At 70.4% G+C, this 16,678-nt stretch carries 14 protein-coding genes; 10 read left to right on the forward strand and 4 right to left on the reverse strand.

Features of this window, described 5'->3' with window-relative positions; genetic code table 11:
- The first annotated feature begins 8 nt into the window (after nucleotides 1-8).
- On the forward strand, nucleotides 9-1,469 hold the full coding sequence (locus R2N01_RS02660) for an ABC transporter ATP-binding protein (protein WP_399553223.1): 1,461 nt from the start codon (nucleotides 9-11) through the stop codon (nucleotides 1,467-1,469).
- A 341-nt stretch (nucleotides 1,470-1,810) separates the two neighbouring features.
- Here the strand turns inward: R2N01_RS02660 and R2N01_RS11390 are convergent, their stop codons facing one another.
- Nucleotides 1,811-2,410 (reverse strand): DUF6531 domain-containing protein, encoded by a 600-nt coding sequence (locus tag R2N01_RS11390; RefSeq protein WP_399553224.1) that lies wholly within the window; start codon nucleotides 2,408-2,410, stop codon nucleotides 1,811-1,813.
- A 785-nt stretch (nucleotides 2,411-3,195) separates the two neighbouring features.
- Between R2N01_RS11390 and purL the strand changes: the two genes are divergently transcribed.
- From purL to R2N01_RS02680, 4 genes are read left to right on the forward strand one after another with little or no spacing between them, the layout of a single operon-like run.
- Nucleotides 3,196-5,460 (forward strand): phosphoribosylformylglycinamidine synthase subunit PurL, encoded by a 2,265-nt coding sequence (purL, locus tag R2N01_RS02665; RefSeq protein WP_316668190.1) that lies wholly within the window; start codon nucleotides 3,196-3,198, stop codon nucleotides 5,458-5,460.
- Nucleotides 5,461-5,466: 6 nt separating this feature from the next.
- The gene (locus tag R2N01_RS02670) at nucleotides 5,467-6,822 is read left to right on the forward strand and encodes a dipeptidase (RefSeq protein ID WP_316668192.1); all 1,356 of its coding nucleotides are present in this window, start codon (nucleotides 5,467-5,469) and stop codon (nucleotides 6,820-6,822) included.
- Between the two features lie 43 nt (nucleotides 6,823-6,865).
- Nucleotides 6,866-7,168: a DnaJ family domain-containing protein gene (locus R2N01_RS02675; protein ID WP_316668195.1), complete on the forward strand. Its 303-nt coding sequence runs from the start codon at nucleotides 6,866-6,868 to the stop codon at nucleotides 7,166-7,168.
- On the forward strand, nucleotides 7,165-8,832 hold the full coding sequence (locus R2N01_RS02680) for a formate--tetrahydrofolate ligase (protein ID WP_316668197.1): 1,668 nt from the start codon (nucleotides 7,165-7,167) through the stop codon (nucleotides 8,830-8,832). The genes R2N01_RS02675 and R2N01_RS02680 overlap by 4 nt, the downstream gene beginning before the upstream one ends.
- On the opposite strand, the gene R2N01_RS02685 is transcribed toward R2N01_RS02680, so the two are convergent.
- From R2N01_RS02685 to R2N01_RS02695, 3 genes are all read right to left on the reverse strand, one after another.
- On the reverse strand, nucleotides 8,816-9,463 hold the full coding sequence (locus R2N01_RS02685) for an AAA family ATPase (protein ID WP_316668199.1): 648 nt from the start codon (nucleotides 9,461-9,463) through the stop codon (nucleotides 8,816-8,818). The two genes, R2N01_RS02680 and R2N01_RS02685, sit on opposite strands and share 17 nt — an antisense overlap.
- An 87-nt stretch (nucleotides 9,464-9,550) precedes the next feature.
- The gene (locus R2N01_RS02690) at nucleotides 9,551-10,900 is read right to left on the reverse strand and encodes a PFL family protein (protein ID WP_316668201.1); all 1,350 of its coding nucleotides are present in this window, start codon (nucleotides 10,898-10,900) and stop codon (nucleotides 9,551-9,553) included.
- A 3-nt stretch (nucleotides 10,901-10,903) separates the two neighbouring features.
- Nucleotides 10,904-11,173 carry an ACT domain-containing protein gene (locus R2N01_RS02695; RefSeq protein WP_316668203.1) on the reverse strand — a complete coding sequence of 90 codons (270 nt, stop codon included), beginning with the start codon at nucleotides 11,171-11,173 and terminating at the stop codon, nucleotides 10,904-10,906.
- A 256-nt stretch (nucleotides 11,174-11,429) separates the two neighbouring features.
- Between R2N01_RS02695 and R2N01_RS02700 the strand changes: the two genes are divergently transcribed.
- The 5 genes from R2N01_RS02700 (at nucleotide 11,430) to R2N01_RS02720 (ending at nucleotide 16,631) form a co-directional block, all read left to right on the forward strand.
- Entirely contained in the window at nucleotides 11,430-12,764 is a 1,335-nt protein-coding gene (locus R2N01_RS02700; protein WP_316668205.1) for an NAD(P)/FAD-dependent oxidoreductase, read from the forward strand.
- Between the two features lie 111 nt (nucleotides 12,765-12,875).
- Nucleotides 12,876-13,625 (forward strand): hypothetical protein, encoded by a 750-nt coding sequence (locus tag R2N01_RS02705; protein ID WP_316668207.1) that lies wholly within the window; start codon nucleotides 12,876-12,878, stop codon nucleotides 13,623-13,625.
- Nucleotides 13,626-13,689: 64 nt separating this feature from the next.
- Entirely contained in the window at nucleotides 13,690-15,219 is a 1,530-nt protein-coding gene (gene purF / locus R2N01_RS02710) for an amidophosphoribosyltransferase (protein ID WP_316668209.1), read from the forward strand.
- Complete coding sequence (gene purM / locus R2N01_RS02715) at nucleotides 15,216-16,274, forward strand: phosphoribosylformylglycinamidine cyclo-ligase (protein ID WP_316668212.1); 1,059 nt, start codon at nucleotides 15,216-15,218, stop codon at nucleotides 16,272-16,274. The genes purF and purM overlap by 4 nt, the downstream gene beginning before the upstream one ends.
- Before the next feature lie 150 nt (nucleotides 16,275-16,424).
- Nucleotides 16,425-16,631, forward strand: a complete 207-nt coding sequence (locus R2N01_RS02720) for a DUF3073 domain-containing protein (protein ID WP_316668214.1) — start codon at nucleotides 16,425-16,427, stop codon at nucleotides 16,629-16,631.
- Nucleotides 16,632-16,678: the final 47 nt, after the last annotated feature.

Genomic DNA, 16,678 nt, shown 5'->3' on the forward strand with positions numbered 1-16,678 from the left:
AACTGCAGATGATTGAATTTCGGAACGTGACCTTCACATACGGCGAGGAGAGCGTGCGGGGTCTGCAGGATGTGTCACTGCACATCCAACGGGGTGAGACCGTGGTGCTTTGCGGTGAATCGGGCAGCGGGAAGAGTACGCTGACACGGCTCATCAACGGACTGGTCCCGCATTTCTACGAGGGCGACTTGGAAGGCGATGTCCTCTTGGACGGCCGGCGGATCAGCGATATGCAGCTCTACGAGTTGGCCGGCTACGTCGGATCGGTGCTTCAGAACCCCAGGACCCAATTCTACAACGTGGAGTCCACTGCCGAGCTCGCTTTCGGCTGTGAGAACCTCGGTGTTCCCGCCGAGCAGATCGAGCAGCGGATCACGCGGACCGCCGGGCGGCTCGCTCTGAAGGGTCTCCTCGACCGTGATCTCTTCGAGATGTCCGGGGGAGAGAAGCAGCTGATCGCCTGCGGGTCGGCGGACACCATCCAGCCGGAAGTGGTGGTATTGGATGAGCCCTCGTCTAATCTCGACCTGCCCGCGATCCGCGATCTGGCCGCAGTCGTGCAACGCTGGCGGGATGACGGGAAGACCCTTGTAATCGCGGAGCACCGGCTCTTCTACCTCCTCGATGTCGCGGATCGGTTCGTCTATGTCAAGGATGGCAGGATTGAGCGGGAGTTCGCGCCCGAGGAGCTTCGTGAGCTCGCGCCGGAAACCCTGGCGGCACTTGGGCTCAGAGCCCCCGACCCCTGGAGGTTGCGGCCCGCGGCCGATGCGGGCAGTGGTACTGGGACCATACGGGTCAAGGCGTTCGAGTGCGTCACGAAGGGGCATGAGAGGCTGTCGATCCCGGAGCTTGCGCTGCCCCGCGGTGAGGTCATCGCGATGCTCGGGAGGAATGGCGCTGGCAAGACGACCTTTGCCCGTACCCTGTGCGCCTTGGAGAGGTCAGGCAGGGGCGAGGTCGAGATCGATGGAGTCGTCTACGGCGCCCGGAAACGTCGGGGGCTCGCCTATATGGTCATGCAGGACGTGAACCATCAGCTCTTCGCCGAGGATGCGATCGATGAGCTGCTTCTGAGCATGGATGGCGTCGATCCCGATGCCGATGCGGCCCGGGCTGATGAGATCCTCCGCTCGCTCGATCTCGACGGCAAGGCGGACCGGCACCCGATGTCCCTCTCCGGGGGCGAGAAGCAGCGGTTGGCGATTGGCGGCGCGATCGCGGCCGGGCGGGAGATCCTGGTTCTCGACGAGCCGACGAGCGGGCTGGATTACCGGCGGATGATCGGAGTCGCCGGTGTCCTGCGTGCGATGAGTGCGAAGGGGAGGACCCTGTTCGTCATCACCCACGACATCGAGTTCGTGCTCAGATGCTGCGGCTACGCCGTCTGTCTCGCCGGGGGCCGGGTCGTTCACAGCTCGCGCGTGGATGAGGCCGGGGTGCGGTACCTGCGGGAATTCTTCCGATGAACCGACCGGGACCGCCGCCGCACTGCGCCGGGCGGTCCCGAGCGGAGCGCTCTGGGGTTTGGGTACTGGCGAAAGATGGTGTTCCATCGCGCGGGGCGAGGTCTGGTCGTGCCGGCACAGGAATTGATGATCAATGCGGTGCCGGGTTCGCCGGGCGGGTCGTTCTTGGGATGGTTCGGCGGTCCTGTCCGGCCCGGAACAGGCGAGGAACCCGGCGCCGGTGACGGCCCGGTCCCCTGTTCTCCTGGCGGCCGCCGACGGGGGCCGGCCCGCCGGACGCCCTCCCGCCTCAGCGGGCGCACGGAGGGGCCGTAGGCGTAATCCGAAGTCGGCGACCTGGGTCACGTTGCCTGGCAGACAGCTGCAGCGGGAGATGCGGCCGAACGCGGACCGCTGCGTGCTGACCCGACCCCGCTGGTCGCAGGTGTTGTCGACCTCGACCACACCATCAGGACCGGTGACGCGCGAGATGAGGCCCTGCCCGTTCCACCCATCGTTCCGCCCATAGGTGCGGGCAGCCCCGCCGTCAGCCGCGGCCGCAACCAAATGGCCCGTCTGGTCACACGAGTAGTCGACCCGGCTGGTCGACCCGGCGCCCATCCGACGCGGCCGGCCCCGTGATGCGGGTGCCTCCGGGGTTCCATCCCACGGTGATGCTGCGGCCCCACTCGTGCGACAGGCCGGCCGCCGGCCCACTGGTGGTCCACCCGCGTGCCCGCGCCACGACTGGACCACGCCGGCCGGCCCGAGGCCTGCACCCGCACCGCCCCTTCGTCGTTGATGACCAGGTGCTCATCAGCAGGAGACGCCCAGCCCGGACCGAACACCCTCGCATTAGTAGATGGGGAGTCGTGCATTCTCGTGAACACCGGATTCGCGGCGCCGCCCGTGAAGGACAGATCGGTCTCCGGTTCGATGAAGTTCCCTGTGGCGGTGTTCACCGGGTCATCCGCGCACCCGGACGTCTGCGGATCCCCCTGGATCGTGGGGCCGTCGCATCCAACGGCTTACGAGTCTCTGCCACGCCAACCGCCCCGAGGGAAGCGGCCAGGGCGGCATCGGACACCTCGCTGACCGCACCCGAACCGCCTGCCGCTTCGAACGCGGCCGCGACAGTGCCCATTCAGACAACTTCGTTGGTGCTGTTCGTTTCGAATGAGGCCAGCGCGGTCGTGATACCGGAGGCGCTGATGCTGCCAGGAGCATGTGCCCGCGAAGTCGGTGATGGCGCCTTCCAGGGCGCCCTTCCGGGTCGTCACCGCATCGTTCGTGCCGGTCACGTTCGACGCGTGGGCTCGCAGGTCATCGGGCCGCGCCGAACTCGTGGCACCAGCAGCACCCGGAGCCGGCTCGGACCACGTGGTGACTGTCGGGGCCTCCGCGTTCACCGCCGGCTTCGTAGGCGGACCGGCCGGGGGCCGGTCACCATGACGTGTCAGCCGTTGCATCATCGAACGGGACCGGCTCGTCATAGGCGCCAAGCCTGCCCGAGTACTCAGCCATGAGAACCTCTCACGGCAGCCGCACAGGGGGGCGCACGGCCGCCGCCCAGGAGCGCCGAACCCCGAGACGCCCGTCACCCCGCCACGGGACCCGACCAGCACGACCGGGGGGCGGAATCAGGGGAAATCCTCAGGATGAACAGGATGAAGCAGGGCCCTGGGGGATACGGCTCCACCTGTGGCACCTGCGCAGCCCCACCACCGTGGCCCGCTAGATTGGTCCCGTGGTTGACACCGTTGAGAACGCGCGCACGACGCCCGACGCGGACCAGCCGTGGGCCGAGCTCGGACTGAAGGCCGACGAGTACGCCCGCATCAGGGAGCTGCTCGGCCGTCGCCCCACCGGCGCCGAACTGGCCATGTACTCGGTGATGTGGTCCGAGCACTGCTCCTACAAGTCGAGCAAGCTGCACCTGTCCCGCTTCTCCGCCCTGCCCCAGACCACCCCGCGCGGCCCGCTGCTCGCCGGCATCGGCGACAACGCCGGCGCCGTCGACATCGGTCAGGGCTACGCGGTCACCTTCAAGGCCGAGTCCCACAACCACCCCAGCTACGTGGAGCCCTACCAGGGCGCCGCAACCGGCGTGGGCGGCATCGTCCGCGACATCATGGCCATGGGCGCCCGCCCCATCGCCGTCATGGACGCCCTGCGCTTCGGCGCGCTCGACGCCCCCGACACCAGGCGCGTGCTGCCCGGAATCGTCGCCGGCGTGGGCGGCTACGGCAACTGCCTGGGCCTGCCGAACATCGGTGGCGAGCTCGTCTTCGACGACTCCTACCTGGGCAACCCGCTCGTCAACGCCCTGTGCGTGGGCGTCATGCGGCACGAGGACCTCGCCTTCGCCAAGGCCACCGGCGCCGGCAACAGGGTGATCCTCTTCGGCGCCGCTACCGGCGCCGACGGCATCGGCGGCGCCTCGGTGCTCGCCTCCGAGACCTTCGAGGCCGACGGCCCGCAGAAGCGCCCCAGCGTCCAGGTGGGCGACCCCTTCATGGAGAAGCTCCTCATCGAATGCTCCCTGGAGCTCTTCGGCGCCGGCGTCGTCACCGCCCTGCAGGATTTCGGCGCCGCCGGCATCAGCTGCGCCACGAGCGAGCTGGCCAGCGCCGGCGACGGCGGCATGCACTGCGAACTCGACCTCGTTCCGCTGCGCGACCCCACGATGACGCCCGAGGAGATCCTCATGAGCGAGTCGCAGGAGCGCATGATGGCCGTCGTCGCACCCGGCGACGTCGACCGTTTCATGGCGATCTGCGCCACGTGGGACGTGCAGGCCACGATCATCGGCGAGGTCACCGACGGCGACCGGCTCGTCATCGACTGGCACGGGCGGACCATCGTCGACGTCGACCCGCACACGGTCGCCCACGGCAGCCCCGTCTACGACCGCCCGCAGACCCGCCCCGAATGGATCGACGCCGTCAACGCCGACCACGCCAACGCCCTGCCGCGCCCGACCTCCGGCGACGAACTGGCCGAGACCCTGCTGGGGGTCGTCGCCAGCCCGAACCTGGCGGACAAGAGCTGGGTCACCGACCAGTACGACCGCTTCGTGCGCGGCAACTCCGTCCTGGCCCAGCCCGAGGACGCCGGCATGATCCGCATCGACGAGGGCACCAACCTCGGCATCGCGCTGTCCACCGACGCCAACGGCCGTTACGCCTGCCTCGACCCGTTCCGCGGCGCCCAGCTCGCGCTGTGCGAGAGCTACCGCAACGTGGCCGTCACCGGGGCCGAGCCCGTCGCCATCACCGACTGCCTCAACCTCGGCTCGCCCGAGGACCCCGAGGTCATGTGGCAGCTCGTCGAGACCGTCAAGGGGCTCGTCGCCGGCTGCGCCGAACTCGGCGTGCCCGTCACCGGCGGCAACGTCAGCCTCTACAACCGGACCGACGGCAGGAACATCATCCCGACCCCGCTCGTCGGCATGCTCGGCGTCATCGACGACGTGCGCACCCGCATCCCGATGGGCTTCGCGACCCCCGGCGATGCGATCGTCCTGCTCGGCACGACGAAGGAGGAGCTCGGCGGCTCGGTGTGGGAGGACGTCATGCACGACCACCATCTCGGCGGCCTGCCCCCCTTCCCGGACTTCCCGGCCGAGAGGGCCCTGGCCCGGGTCTGCCGGGCGGCCGCCGGGTCCGGCATCCTCGCCAGCACCCACGACCTGTCCGAGGGCGGCCTGGCCCAGTCCCTCGTCGACAGCTGCCTGCGCAGGGGCCTCGGCGCCGCCGTCGCCCTGCCCGGCGACCTGGACCCCTGCTCGGAACTGTTCAGCGAGACCCCGGCCCGCGCCGTCGTCTCGGTCGCGCCCGGACGGTACGACGCCCTCATCGGGCTGTGCGCCGAGCACGACCTGCCCGCCGCCCGCATCGGCGAAGTCACCGGGACCCCCGAGCTGGCCGTCGAGGGGCTGTTCACGGTGCCGTTGAGCCGGATCCGGGATGCCTGGGCCGCCACCATCCCGAACGCCATGCAGGAGGTCTGAGCCCTCGTGACAACTACCGATGGAACCCGTGACGCCCGGATCCTGGAAGCTGCGGACGCCCAGGTGCGCCCCGCCATCGACGACCTCGTCGAGATGGTCGCGATCCCCTCGGTGAGCTCCCAGCCCCAGCACGCCGGCGACGTGAGCGCCATGGCCGACTACCTCGTCGAGGCCATCAGGGCCCTCGGCTGGTCGGACGTGCGCACCGTCGAGGCCGGCGGCGAACCCGCCGTCCTGGCCCACTGGCCGGCCCCGCCGGGCAGGCCCACCGTGTGCCTGTACTCCCACTACGACGTCCAGCCGACCGGTGACACCGGCAAGTGGGCCACCGAGCCCTTCACGGCCACCGAGAGAGACGGCCGCCTGTACGGGCGGGGCACCGCCGACGACAAGGGCGGCCTGGCCATGCACCTGGCCGCGCTGCGCGCCTTCGACGGCAGGCCCCCGGTCGGCGTCACCGTTCTGTTCGAGGGCGAGGAGGAGATCGGCTCGCCGAGCCTCGGCGAATTGCTCGCCCGCCACGAGGACGAGCTGGCGGCCGACGCCTACGTCATCGCCGACTGCGGCAACTGGCGGATCGGCGTGCCGGCCTTCACCACATCGCTGCGCGGCGTCGCCGACCTGGTCATCGAGGTCAACTCCCTGGCCCAGCCCATCCACTCCGGCGAGTTCGGCGGCGTCGTCCCCGACGCCCTCACCTCGCTGTGCTGCCTGCTGGCCACCCTGCACGACGAGAACGGCGACGTGGCCGTCGAGGGCCTCGTCAGCGGTCGGACCGCCGAGGAACTCGACTACCCCGTCGAGCGGCTGCGCGCCGAGACCGGCGTCCTCGACGGCGTCGAGCTCATCGGCACCGGATCGGTCGTCGACCGCCTGTGGGCCAGGCCCGCGATCAGCGTCATCGGCCTCGACACCACCCCGATCGCGGTGAGTTCCAATGTGCTCATCGACTCGGCCAGGGCCCGCGTCAGCCTGCGCATCGCCCCCGGCGACACCCGCGAGAACGCGGTCGAGTGCCTGACCCGGCACGTCCACTCCCACGCCCCCTGGGGCGTGCAGGTCGGCTGCTCCAACTCCGAGGCCGCCAATCCCTCGACCGTGCCCTTCGAGGGCCCGATCGCGGAGCAGGCCCGCCGGGCCTACGGCGCGGCCTTCGGCAGCGAGCCCGTCCGCATGGGCACCGGCGGCTCCATCGGCATGATCGCCTCCTTCCGGGACGCCTTCCCCGACGCCACCGTGCTGTGCACCGCGGTGGCCGACCCCGACTGCCGCATGCACGGCCTCAACGAGTCCCTCGAACTGGGCGACTTCGGCCGCGCCTGCAGGGCCGAGGCCCTCTTCCTCGACCGGCTGGGCCGCTGAGCAGCACCGCGATGGATCGTCTCCGTGAGGCCGGGCGGGCACTGTGAGCGCGCCCCGATTCGAGAGCTACCCCGAACGCCTCGTCCGCGAGGCCATCGAGCGCGGCGAGTTCGACGGCAACCTGTACGCGGGGCGCCCCGTCGACCTGGGGCGCCCCGGCTCCGAGAAGCCGTGGATCGTCGAGCGCCTCGGGAGGGAGGACCTCTCGGGGGTCCTGCCCGAGAGCCTGCGCGCGCTCAAGGCGATGCGCGAGGAGCGCGCGGCCGAGCGGCAGGCCGGTTGGTACAAGGGGGAGGGCGGCACACGAGGAAACGGCCGGTCCCGGCCGGGGGAGGGAACACGATGAAGACCGACGCCCAGATCGCCCAGGAGACGAGGCTGGAGCCCGTCTCCGCCATCGCGCGCTCGCTGGGCATCGCCGAGACCGAGTACGAACCCTACGGCCGCGACAAGGCCAAGCTTTCGCTCGGCCTGCTCGACCGCCTGGCCGACCGCCCCGATGGCAAGCTCGTCCTGGTCACCGCCATCACCCCCACGCCGGCCGGCGAGGGCAAGACGACCACCAACGTCGGGCTGTCGATGGCACTGAACAGGATCGGCAAGAAGGCCGTCACCACCTTGCGCGAGCCCTCGATGGGGCCCTGCTTCGGCGTGAAGGGCGGGGCCGCCGGCGGCGGCTACTCCCAGGTGCTGCCGATGGACGACATCAACCTGCACTTCACCGGTGACATGCACGCCATCGGCGCCGCGCACAACCTGCTGGCGGCGATGGTCGACAACTCGATCTACCAGGGCGATCCGCTGGGCATCGACCCGCAGCGCGTGGTCCTGCGCCGCGTCGTCGACATGAACGACCGCGCCCTGCGCGATGTCGTCGTCGGCCTGGGGCGCCGCGTCGACGGCGTGCCCCGCCGGAGCGGTTACGACATCACCGTCGCCAGCGAGATCATGGCCGTCCTCTGCCTGGCCGACGGTTTCGACGATCTGAAGGCCCGCCTGGGCCGCATCATCCCGGCCTACACCTACGACCAGGAGCCGGTCACCGTCGCCCGGCTCGGCGCCACCGGCGCCATGGCTCTGCTCCTCAAGGACGCCATCAAGCCGAACCTGGTGCAGACCGCCGAGAACACCCCGGCGATCATCCACGGCGGTCCGTTCGCCAACATCGCCCACGGCTGCAACTCGGTCCTGGCCACCCGGATGGGGCTCAAGCTGGCCGGGTACACGATCACCGAGGCCGGCTTCGGGGCCGACCTGGGCGCCGAGAAGTTCCTCGACATCGTCTGCCCGAGCGCCGGTTTCGCGCCCGACGCCGTCGTGCTCGTGGCCACCGTCCGCGCTCTGAAGTTCAACGGGGGATCGGCCGGGGCCGACCTGGGCGCCGAGGATCTGGGCACCCTCGACGACGGCATGGCCAACCTCGAGCAGCATCTCGACAATCTCGCCAAGTACGGCGTCCCGGTCGTCGTGGCGATCAACGAGTTCCCCACCGACACCCCCGCCGAGATCGACCTGGTGCGCGCCCGCTGCGCCGAACTGGGCGTCCGGGCCGTCGCCTCGACCGTCTTCGCCGACGGCGGCGCCGGCGGCGTCGAGCTGGCCAGAGCCGTCGTCGAGCTGTGCGAGCAGCCCGGGGAGTTCACCCCGATCTACGACGCCGAGTCGAGCCTGCGCGGCAAGATCGAGACGGTGGCGCGCGAAATCTACCGCGCCGATGGCGTCGAGTACAGCCCGGCGGCCAAGCGGCAGCTCGAACGGCTGAGCGCCCAGGGCTTCGACGACCTGCCGGTCTGCCTGGCCAAGACGCAGTACTCGTTCAGCGACGACGCCGCCCTGCTGGGCGCGCCGCGCGGCTTCACCATCACCCTGCGCGAGCTGGCCGTGCGCGCCGGCGCCGGTTTCGTCGTCGGCCTCACCGGCGACGTCATGACGATGCCGGGCCTGCCCAGGAGGCCGGCCGCCCTCGGCATGGACGTCGACGCCGAGGGCCGCGTCACAGGCTTGTCCTGAGCCGGCGCGCCCCCTCCTGCGGCAGATTCTCCCCTGGGACCAGGGGCGAGCCCGCCGACGGCTCCTCGGCCGCGCGACGGGCCGGCCGGTAACGCGGCACGGTGCGCAGCGGCTCGGCCTCCCCGCCGAAGCTGCGCACCATCGAGATGACGTGGTCGAAGTCGATCTCGCGGGTGGTGTCGAGCGCCACGCGCGGCTCGGTGCCCCACATCTCGGTGTGGGCGTTGCGATCGGCCACGTCGTCCCAGGTGATCCTGTCGACGCCCGGCACGCCGTTGCGGCGGGCCTGGACGCGCTCGTGGTGCAGCTTCTGGTTCGAGCAGACGGTGATGAGGAACAGGACATCGGCGCCGGACTCGTCCCCCAGGTCCGTCCACAGCTTCCTGCTGGACCTGGTGAAGTTCGCGGCGTCGATGATGACGTCGTGGCCGGCGGCCAGGTTCTCGCGGGCGATCGACTGCGCCGACAGATAGGCGGCGAGGCCGGTGGCCTGGTTGCGCCACAGGCCGGCGGCCGCCATGGCCGACTCGATGCCGTTGATGGAGATGCGCATCGCGTCCATCCGGGATGCCAGCTCGGTCGAGACATACGTCTTACCGGTGGCCTGGAGACCGGACATCGCAATGAGCATGGGCCAAGTCTGCCAGCGCTCCGGGGCGGAGTAGAAATGCAGCCGGGCAACTCTGCACCCCAGCTTGCGAGTCCGCCCCGCCGCCGCTCAGCTGCGGAAGCTGTGCACCGGGGCGGGCAGCCGGCCGCCGCGGCTGATGAGCGCACTGGCGTCGGACCGGTGCACGGCCATGACCGGGGCGTGGCCGAGCAGGCCGCCGAAGTCGATGTCATCGCCGACCCCGGCCCCGGGCACGGGGACGACCCGCACGGCGGTCGTCTTGTTGTTCATCATGCCGATGGCGGCCTCGTCGGCGATCATGGCGGCGATCGTCGTGGCCGGCGTGTCTCCCGGGACGGCGATCATGTCGAGGCCGACCGAGCAGATCGAGGTCATGGCCTCGAGCTTGTCAAGGCTGAGCGTGCCGCTGTTGACCGCGTTGATCATGCCGGCATCCTCACTGACCGGGATGAAGGAGCCGGACAGGCCGCCGACGTGCGAGCAGGCCATCAGCCCCCCCTTCTTGACGGCGTCGTTGAGCAGCGCCAGCGCGGCGGTGGTGCCGTGCCCGCCCACGGTGCCGACTCCCATCGTCTCGAGGATCTCGGCCACCGAGTCGCCGATGGCGGCGGTGGGGGCCAGCGAGAGGTCGACGATGCCGAACGGCACGCCGAGGCGCTCGGCGGCCATCGTGCCGACGAGCTGGCCCATGCGGGTGACCTTGAAGGCGGCCTTCTTGATGGTCTCGGCCATGCCGCCGAAGCTGGCGTCGGGGGCCTTGTCGAGGGCGCGCTTGACGACGCCGGGGCCGGAGACGCCCACGTTGATGCAGACATCGCCCTCCTCGACCCCGTGGAAGGCACCGGCCATGAACGGGTTGTCGCCGACGGCGTTGCAGAAGACGACGAGCTTGGCGCAGCCCCGGCCGGCCGTGCGATCGGCGATCTCGCGGATGACCTCGCCCATGCGGGCCACCGCGCTCATATTGACCCCGGCCCTGGACGAGCCGACGTTCACCGAGGAGCAGACCACGTCGGTGGTGGCCAGGGCCTCGGGCAGCGAGTCCATGAGGCGGCGGTCGGCCGCACCGCGCGACTTCTGCGCCAGGGCGGTGAAGCCGCCGAGGAAATCGACGCCGACCTCGTGGGCGGCCCTGTCGAGCGCCCTGGCGAAGCAGGCGTAGTCGTCGGCGCGGCTGGCGCCGGCGACCAGGGAGATGGGGGTCACCGAGATGCGCCTGTTGATGATCGGGATGCCGAGCTCGGCCTCGATGCCCTCCGCGACGGGCACCAGCCGGCCGGCCCGGGAGACGATGCGCTCGTAGACCCGTTCACAGGCCAGACCCGGGTCGGGGTCGGCGCAGTCGAGCAGGTTGATGCCCATCGTCACGGTGCGGATGTCGAGGCGGTACTCCTCGATCATCTCGATGGTCTCGAGGATCTCGTGCCGGGTGTCCATGGCTCAGAGCTCGTGCATCGCGTGGAAGATCGCCTCGGACTGCAGGCGTATGACCACCTGCTGCTCATCGCCGACGGTCCTGAGGCCGCCCTGCAGGGACTCGATCGGATGGGCCTGCTCATCGAACTCGCACTGGGCGATCATGGTGAAGTAGTCGCCCATGATCGTCTGCGAGATGTTGCACAGGTTGACGTCGAGTTCGGCCAACCGGGTGCTGACAGCGGCCACGATGCCCGTGTGGTCGAGGCCCGTCACGGTGAGGATCGCAATCATGGGGCAAGCCTATCGGCGCGGGACGTCCCGCCGGCCCGCCGGCGCGGGGACCGGCTCGGCGCCCCGGACGGCGCGCCGGGGCCTCCCGGCCACCGGGACCGCTGCTCGTGCCGGTCAGGCCGACCTGAATCGATGGTCGGATCTGCTGAGGGTGAACGGATCCCGGACAGCTGTTCGCCGTGCCCGGCGGAATGATTTGATTGGCCGCGGGTCGCACGGCGCCCGTGAAGTTTCGACCAGGGGGTTTCCTGCTCCGATGAACATCCCGTCCATTTTCCGTACATCGGGCGATGCGTTCGAGCCGGGCCGGGGGCCCCGCGTCGTCATCGTCGGCGGAGGCTTCGGCGGCACCAACGCCGCCCGTGCACTCGGCAGGGCCGGCGCCCGCGTCATCATCGTCGACAAGAACCCCTACACGTCCTTCCAGCCCCTGCTGTACCAGGTGGCCACCGGCGGCCTGAATCCCGGTGACGTCACCTACCGCCTGCGCTCCTTCGCCGCTCGAACCCCGGGCTGCCGCTTCCGCCGCGCCAAGGTCACCGGCGTCGACCTCGGGGCCCGCCGGATCCAGTGCGACAACGGAGGCCCGATCGACTACGACTACCTGGTCCTCGCCCAGGGGGTCGGCGCCAACTTCTTCGGCACCCCCGGAGCCGAGGAGTTCTCGTACACCATCTACACCCGGACCGCCTCGGTGAAGACGCGCGACGTCATCCTGTCGAACCTCGAGGCCCTCGACACCAACCCGAGGAAGAACTTCGACGTCGTCGTCGTCGGCGGCGGCCCCACCGGCGTCGAGATGGCCGGTACCCTGGCCGAGATGAAGTCAGTGGGCATCCCGGCGATCTTTCCCGACGTGGCGATCGACCGCGTCCACGTCACGCTCGTCGAAATGGCTGAGCACCTGCTCATGCCGTTCGACGGCGGACTGCGCCACTACACCCGCCGCCAGCTGCAGCGGCGCGGCGTCGACGTGCGCACCACCTCGGCCATCGCCGAGATCCGCGAGGACTCCGTCCTGCTGAGGGACGGCTCCACCCTGCCCGCCGACCTGGTCATCTGGGCCGCCGGGGTCGGCGCCCACGGGGACGTCGCGGGCTGGGGCGTGGAGCTCGGCAGCGGCGGCCGCATCCTCGTCGGCCCCGATCTGCGCGTCAAGGGCCAGGACCGCGTCTTCGCCATAGGCGACGGCGCCCTCATCGAGGACAACCCGTTGCCGCAGCTGGCCCAGCCGGCCATGCAGGAGGGCGTGTGGGCGGCCAAGCAGGTCCTCAACCTGGAGGCCGGGCGTCCGACCGAGAAGTTCTCGTACCTCGACAAGGGCACGATGGCCACCATCGGCCGCAACGCCGCCGTCGTTCAGATGGCCCGCTTCCACGGCCTGAGGGTCGACTTCACCGGCTTCGTCGCCTGGGTCGCGTGGGTCGGCCTGCACCTGTACTTCCTGCTGGGCGGCCGCAACCGCCTGCAGTCGATGATCAACCTCGCCGCCCGCTACCTGACCTTCAGCAGGCAGGCCTCGGGCATCATCGGCGACATCGTCGATGAGGGAAGGGACGACGCCGACGCCGGCCGCCCCGCTGAAAAGTGATCTGACTAGCCGTTATCATCTCATGCTGCCTGGGTATAGTTCCTGTTGGGCAGACGGGCTCGGGACGAGCCGGGCGGGTTCGGGACGCGGCCGCGGAAGGAGGGTGCCGTCATGACGACTGACCCCAGCCGGAGGCCGCGCGAACCCTTGCAGCCCGCCGACTACGGCTACGACGAGCGCCGGTTCGGCGCCCCCTACGATGCGTCCGGCCGCTTCTCCGGGGCGCAGTGGCCCGGCCCTCGCCGCCACGACGACGAGGCCGACTGGCCGACCAGCCCAGGGATCCCGGTCGTCCCGGAGGCCACCAGACCGCCGAGCGTGAGGCTCACGGCGATCATCTCCTTCCTGTTCGGCCCCTTCGGCGCGGCCCCCGCCTCCGGGGCCGCCCACCGCGCCCGCGAGGTTGGCGCCCCGTCGGGCCGTTACTGGGGCGCCTTCCTGCTCGGTTGGCTGGCCCACCTGCTCGTCCTGGCCGTCGTGATGGTCGTTCTGCTCAGCGGCTCGCTCGGCACGCGCTCCCTGCCGGGCGCGGCCTCCCCGTCGGCGAGCCCCTCCGCGTCGGCGCCGGCCACCCCGAGTCCCACGCCGCCCCCCACCCCGAGCGCGTCGGCGACACCGGCGGCCTTCCCCGACGGGGCGACGCAGTGCAGCGACTCGACGGCGGTCAACTCGTCCACCTCCTGCCAGTTCGCGCTGAACGTCGAGGCCGCCTTCGTGGCGGCCGCCACCACCGGCGGAACGGTCCAGGTCACGGCGACCAGCCCGGTGACGAACCAGACCTATTCGATGTCGTGCGTGGTGGCGACCGGGTCGGTCACCACCTGCACCGGCGGCAACAATGCCGTCGTCTATCTGCGCTAGCCGCGCGCTCCGATCCTCGACCGGTCGGGGCGGGGCGCCCGCTGCGCCACGGTAGGCTGAGAGCGTGGTTCTTCGTCCGGATGGCCAACCGCCGACACGGCATGGCGACGACCGGCCGCAGGACGAGTGCGGCGTCTTCGGTGTCTTCGCGCCGGGCGAGGACGTCGCCAAGCTCACCTACTACGGCCTGTTCGCACTGCAGCATCGCGGCCAGGAGTCGGCGGGCATCGCGGTCTCCGACGGCTCCCGGATCATGGTCTTCAAGGACATGGGCCTGGTCAGCCAGGTCTTCGACGAGGCCGCCCTGAACTCCCTGACCGGCCACGTGGCCGTCGGCCATACGCGCTACTCGACCACCGGTTCGAGCGTCTGGCAGAACGCCCAGCCCACCTTCGCCTCCACGCCCCGCGGTTCGCTCGCGCTGGCGCACAACGGCAATCTCACCAATACCGACGAGCTGGAGGACCTGCTGGCCAAACGCCTCGGGCAGGGCTCGAAGGGCAGGGTCCCGCACAAGAAGGAGATGGACTCCAGCAACGACACCCACCTGGTCAGCGCCCTGATGGCCCTGGACGACGAACCCCTCGGGGACGTCGTCATGGGGCTTCTGCCGCACCTGGTGGGCGCCTTCTGCCTGGTGTTCATGGACGAGAACACGCTCTTCGCGGTGCGCGACCCCCAGGGCGTCCGCCCGCTGGTGCTCGGCCGCCTCGAGACCGGCTGGGTCGTCGCCTCCGAGACCGCCGCCATCGACATCGTCGGCGGCACCTTCGTCCGCGAGGTCGAGCCCGGCGAGATGCTGCGCATCGACGAGTCCGGCCTGCACTCGGCGCGCTTCGCGCCGGCCCGCCCCAAGGGCTGCCTGTTCGAGTACGTCTACGTGGCCCGCCCCGACACGGTCATCTCCGGGCGCCGTATCCACAACGTGCGCGTCAAGGTCGGCAAGATCCTGGCCGCGGAGTCGCCGGCCGACGCCGACCTGGTCATCCCCGTGCCCGAGTCCGGCATCCCGGCCGCCATCGGCTTCGCGGCCGAGTCGGGCATCCCCTTCGGCAACGGCCTGGTGAAGAACTCCTACGTCGGACGCACCTTCATCCAACCCACCCAGTCCCTGCGCAACATGGGCATCCGGCTCAAACTGAACCCCCTGCGCGATGTCATCGAGGGCCGCCGCCTGGTCGTCGTCGACGACTCGATCGTGCGCGGCAACACCCAGCGCCAGCTCGTGCGCATGCTGCGCGAGGCCGGCGCCGCCGAGGTGCACGTGCGCATCTCGTCGCCCCCCCTGGAGTGGCCCTGCTTCTACGGCCTCGACTTCGCGACGCGCGCCCAGCTCATCGCGCCGGGCCTGTCGGTGGACGAGATCCGCCGCTCGATCGGGGCCGACTCCTTGGGCTACGTCAGCCTGGAGGGTCTCATCAGCGCCACGCACACGCCCAGGGAGAGCCTCTGCCGCGCCTGCTTCGACGGCGAGTACCCGATCCCGGTGCCGCACGGGGCCGCCGGCGAGATGGGTCTGGACGCCGAGGAGGCCCCCGCGGCCTGCTCCGCCCACCGCAACGCTGAATCCGATCGCGGAGAAGACGAGTCATGAACCAGTCCGCCTACGCCCGCGCGGGCGTCGATATCCATGCCGGTGACGCCGCCGTCGAGCTCATGCGGGCGCACGTCGCGCGCACCAGGCGCCCCGAGGTCCTCGGCGGTATCGGCGGCTTCGCCGGCCTGTTCGACGCCTCCGCGCTGGCCGGGTACCGCCATCCACTGCTCGCCACGAGCACCGACGGTGTGGGCACCAAGGTCGCCCTGGCCCGGGCCCTCGACATCCACGACACCATCGGCTGGGACCTGGTGGGCATGCTCGTCGATGATCTGGTGGTCTGCGGCGCCGAGCCCCTGTTCCTGACCGACTACATCGCCTGCGGCCATGTCGTGCCCGAGCGCATCGCCGCCATCATCAGGGGCATCGCCGATGCCTGCGTGGCGGCCGGCTGCGCACTGGTCGGCGGCGAGACCGCCGAGCACCCGGGACTCATGGGCCTCGACGAGTACGACATGGCCGGTGCCACGACCGGTGTCGTCGAGGCCGATGAGCTGCTCGGGCCCGAGCTGGTCCGCGACGGCGACGTCGCCCTGGCCATGGCGAGCTCCGGCCTGCACTCCAACGGCTACTCGCTGGTGCGCCGCGTCCTGCTCGAGGAGGCCGGGCTGGCGCTCGACAAGGAGATTCCCGAGTTCGGCCGCAGTCTGGGCCTGGAGCTCCTGGAGCCCACCCACGTCTACGCCGGCGAGATCATGAACCTCCTGCGGGCCGTCACGGTGCACTCGATGAGCCATATCACCGGCGGCGGTCTGGCCAACAATCTCGTCCGCGTCGTCCCCGACGGCATGCGCGTGATCATCGACCGGGCCAGCTGGCGCCCGGGCCCGGTCTTCGAGCTCGTCCAGTCCGTCGGCGGCCTCGGCCGGGCCGACATCGAGGAGACCCTCAACATGGGTGTCGGCATGGTCGCCCTGCTGCCCGCCGACCAGGTGGACGAGGCCCAGCGCGTGCTGGGCGGCCTCGGCCTGGGCAACTGGGTCTGCGGTCGCGTCGAAGCCCACGACGGTGCGGCTGGCGCCGAGCTGGTCGGCGAGCACCCGGGGACCTGAGGCCGAACGGGACCGGCGCCCTGGGCGCTTGCGGCGCTCGGGACGGACCGGTTGGTGACCGCTCCACCTATTGGGTAGCCTAGGGCCCACGAGAGTTGTTCACCATGCCGCGGCACAGCCGCGAGGGACTAGGCGAGGGGGTCGACCCATATGGGGCGCGGCCGGCAAAAGGCGAAGCAGACCAAGGTGGCCAGGGATCTGAAATACCGTTCGGTCGAGACGGACTTCGCTTCATTGGAGCGGGAGCTCCGGAGCAAGCAGCATCACGACGACGAGTTCAACCATGACGGGATCCCCGACAACTATGCGGATCTCGCGGCCGAGTACCAGTACGAGCAGGACGCCGAGTCCGACTGAGGCCGCCTGAGATCCCCCGATGAGTGGATGGGTCCCCGATTCGCTGC

The sequence above is a fragment of the uncultured Propionibacterium sp. genome (assembly GCF_963539965.1).
In the GTDB taxonomy this organism is placed as follows: domain Bacteria; phylum Actinomycetota; class Actinomycetes; order Propionibacteriales; family Propionibacteriaceae; genus Propionibacterium.

Excerpts from the sequence above, each read along its gene's own strand:
- R2N01_RS02660 (WP_399553223.1), top strand. The coding sequence starts at position 9 with ATGATTGAATTTCGGAACGTGACCTTCACATACGGCGAGGAGAGCGTG.
- R2N01_RS02680 (WP_316668197.1), top strand. The coding sequence starts at position 7,165 with ATGAAGACCGACGCCCAGATCGCCCAGGAGACGAGGCTGGAGCCCGTC.
- R2N01_RS02685 (WP_316668199.1), bottom strand. The coding sequence starts at position 9,463 with ATGCTCATTGCGATGTCCGGTCTCCAGGCCACCGGTAAGACGTATGTC.
- R2N01_RS02690 (WP_316668201.1), bottom strand. The coding sequence starts at position 10,900 with ATGGACACCCGGCACGAGATCCTCGAGACCATCGAGATGATCGAGGAG.
- R2N01_RS02695 (WP_316668203.1), bottom strand. The coding sequence starts at position 11,173 with ATGATTGCGATCCTCACCGTGACGGGCCTCGACCACACGGGCATCGTG.
- R2N01_RS02700 (WP_316668205.1), top strand. The coding sequence starts at position 11,430 with ATGAACATCCCGTCCATTTTCCGTACATCGGGCGATGCGTTCGAGCCG.
- R2N01_RS02705 (WP_316668207.1), top strand. The coding sequence starts at position 12,876 with ATGACGACTGACCCCAGCCGGAGGCCGCGCGAACCCTTGCAGCCCGCC.
- purM (WP_316668212.1), top strand. The coding sequence starts at position 15,216 with ATGAACCAGTCCGCCTACGCCCGCGCGGGCGTCGATATCCATGCCGGT.
- R2N01_RS02720 (WP_316668214.1), top strand. The coding sequence starts at position 16,425 with ATGGGGCGCGGCCGGCAAAAGGCGAAGCAGACCAAGGTGGCCAGGGAT.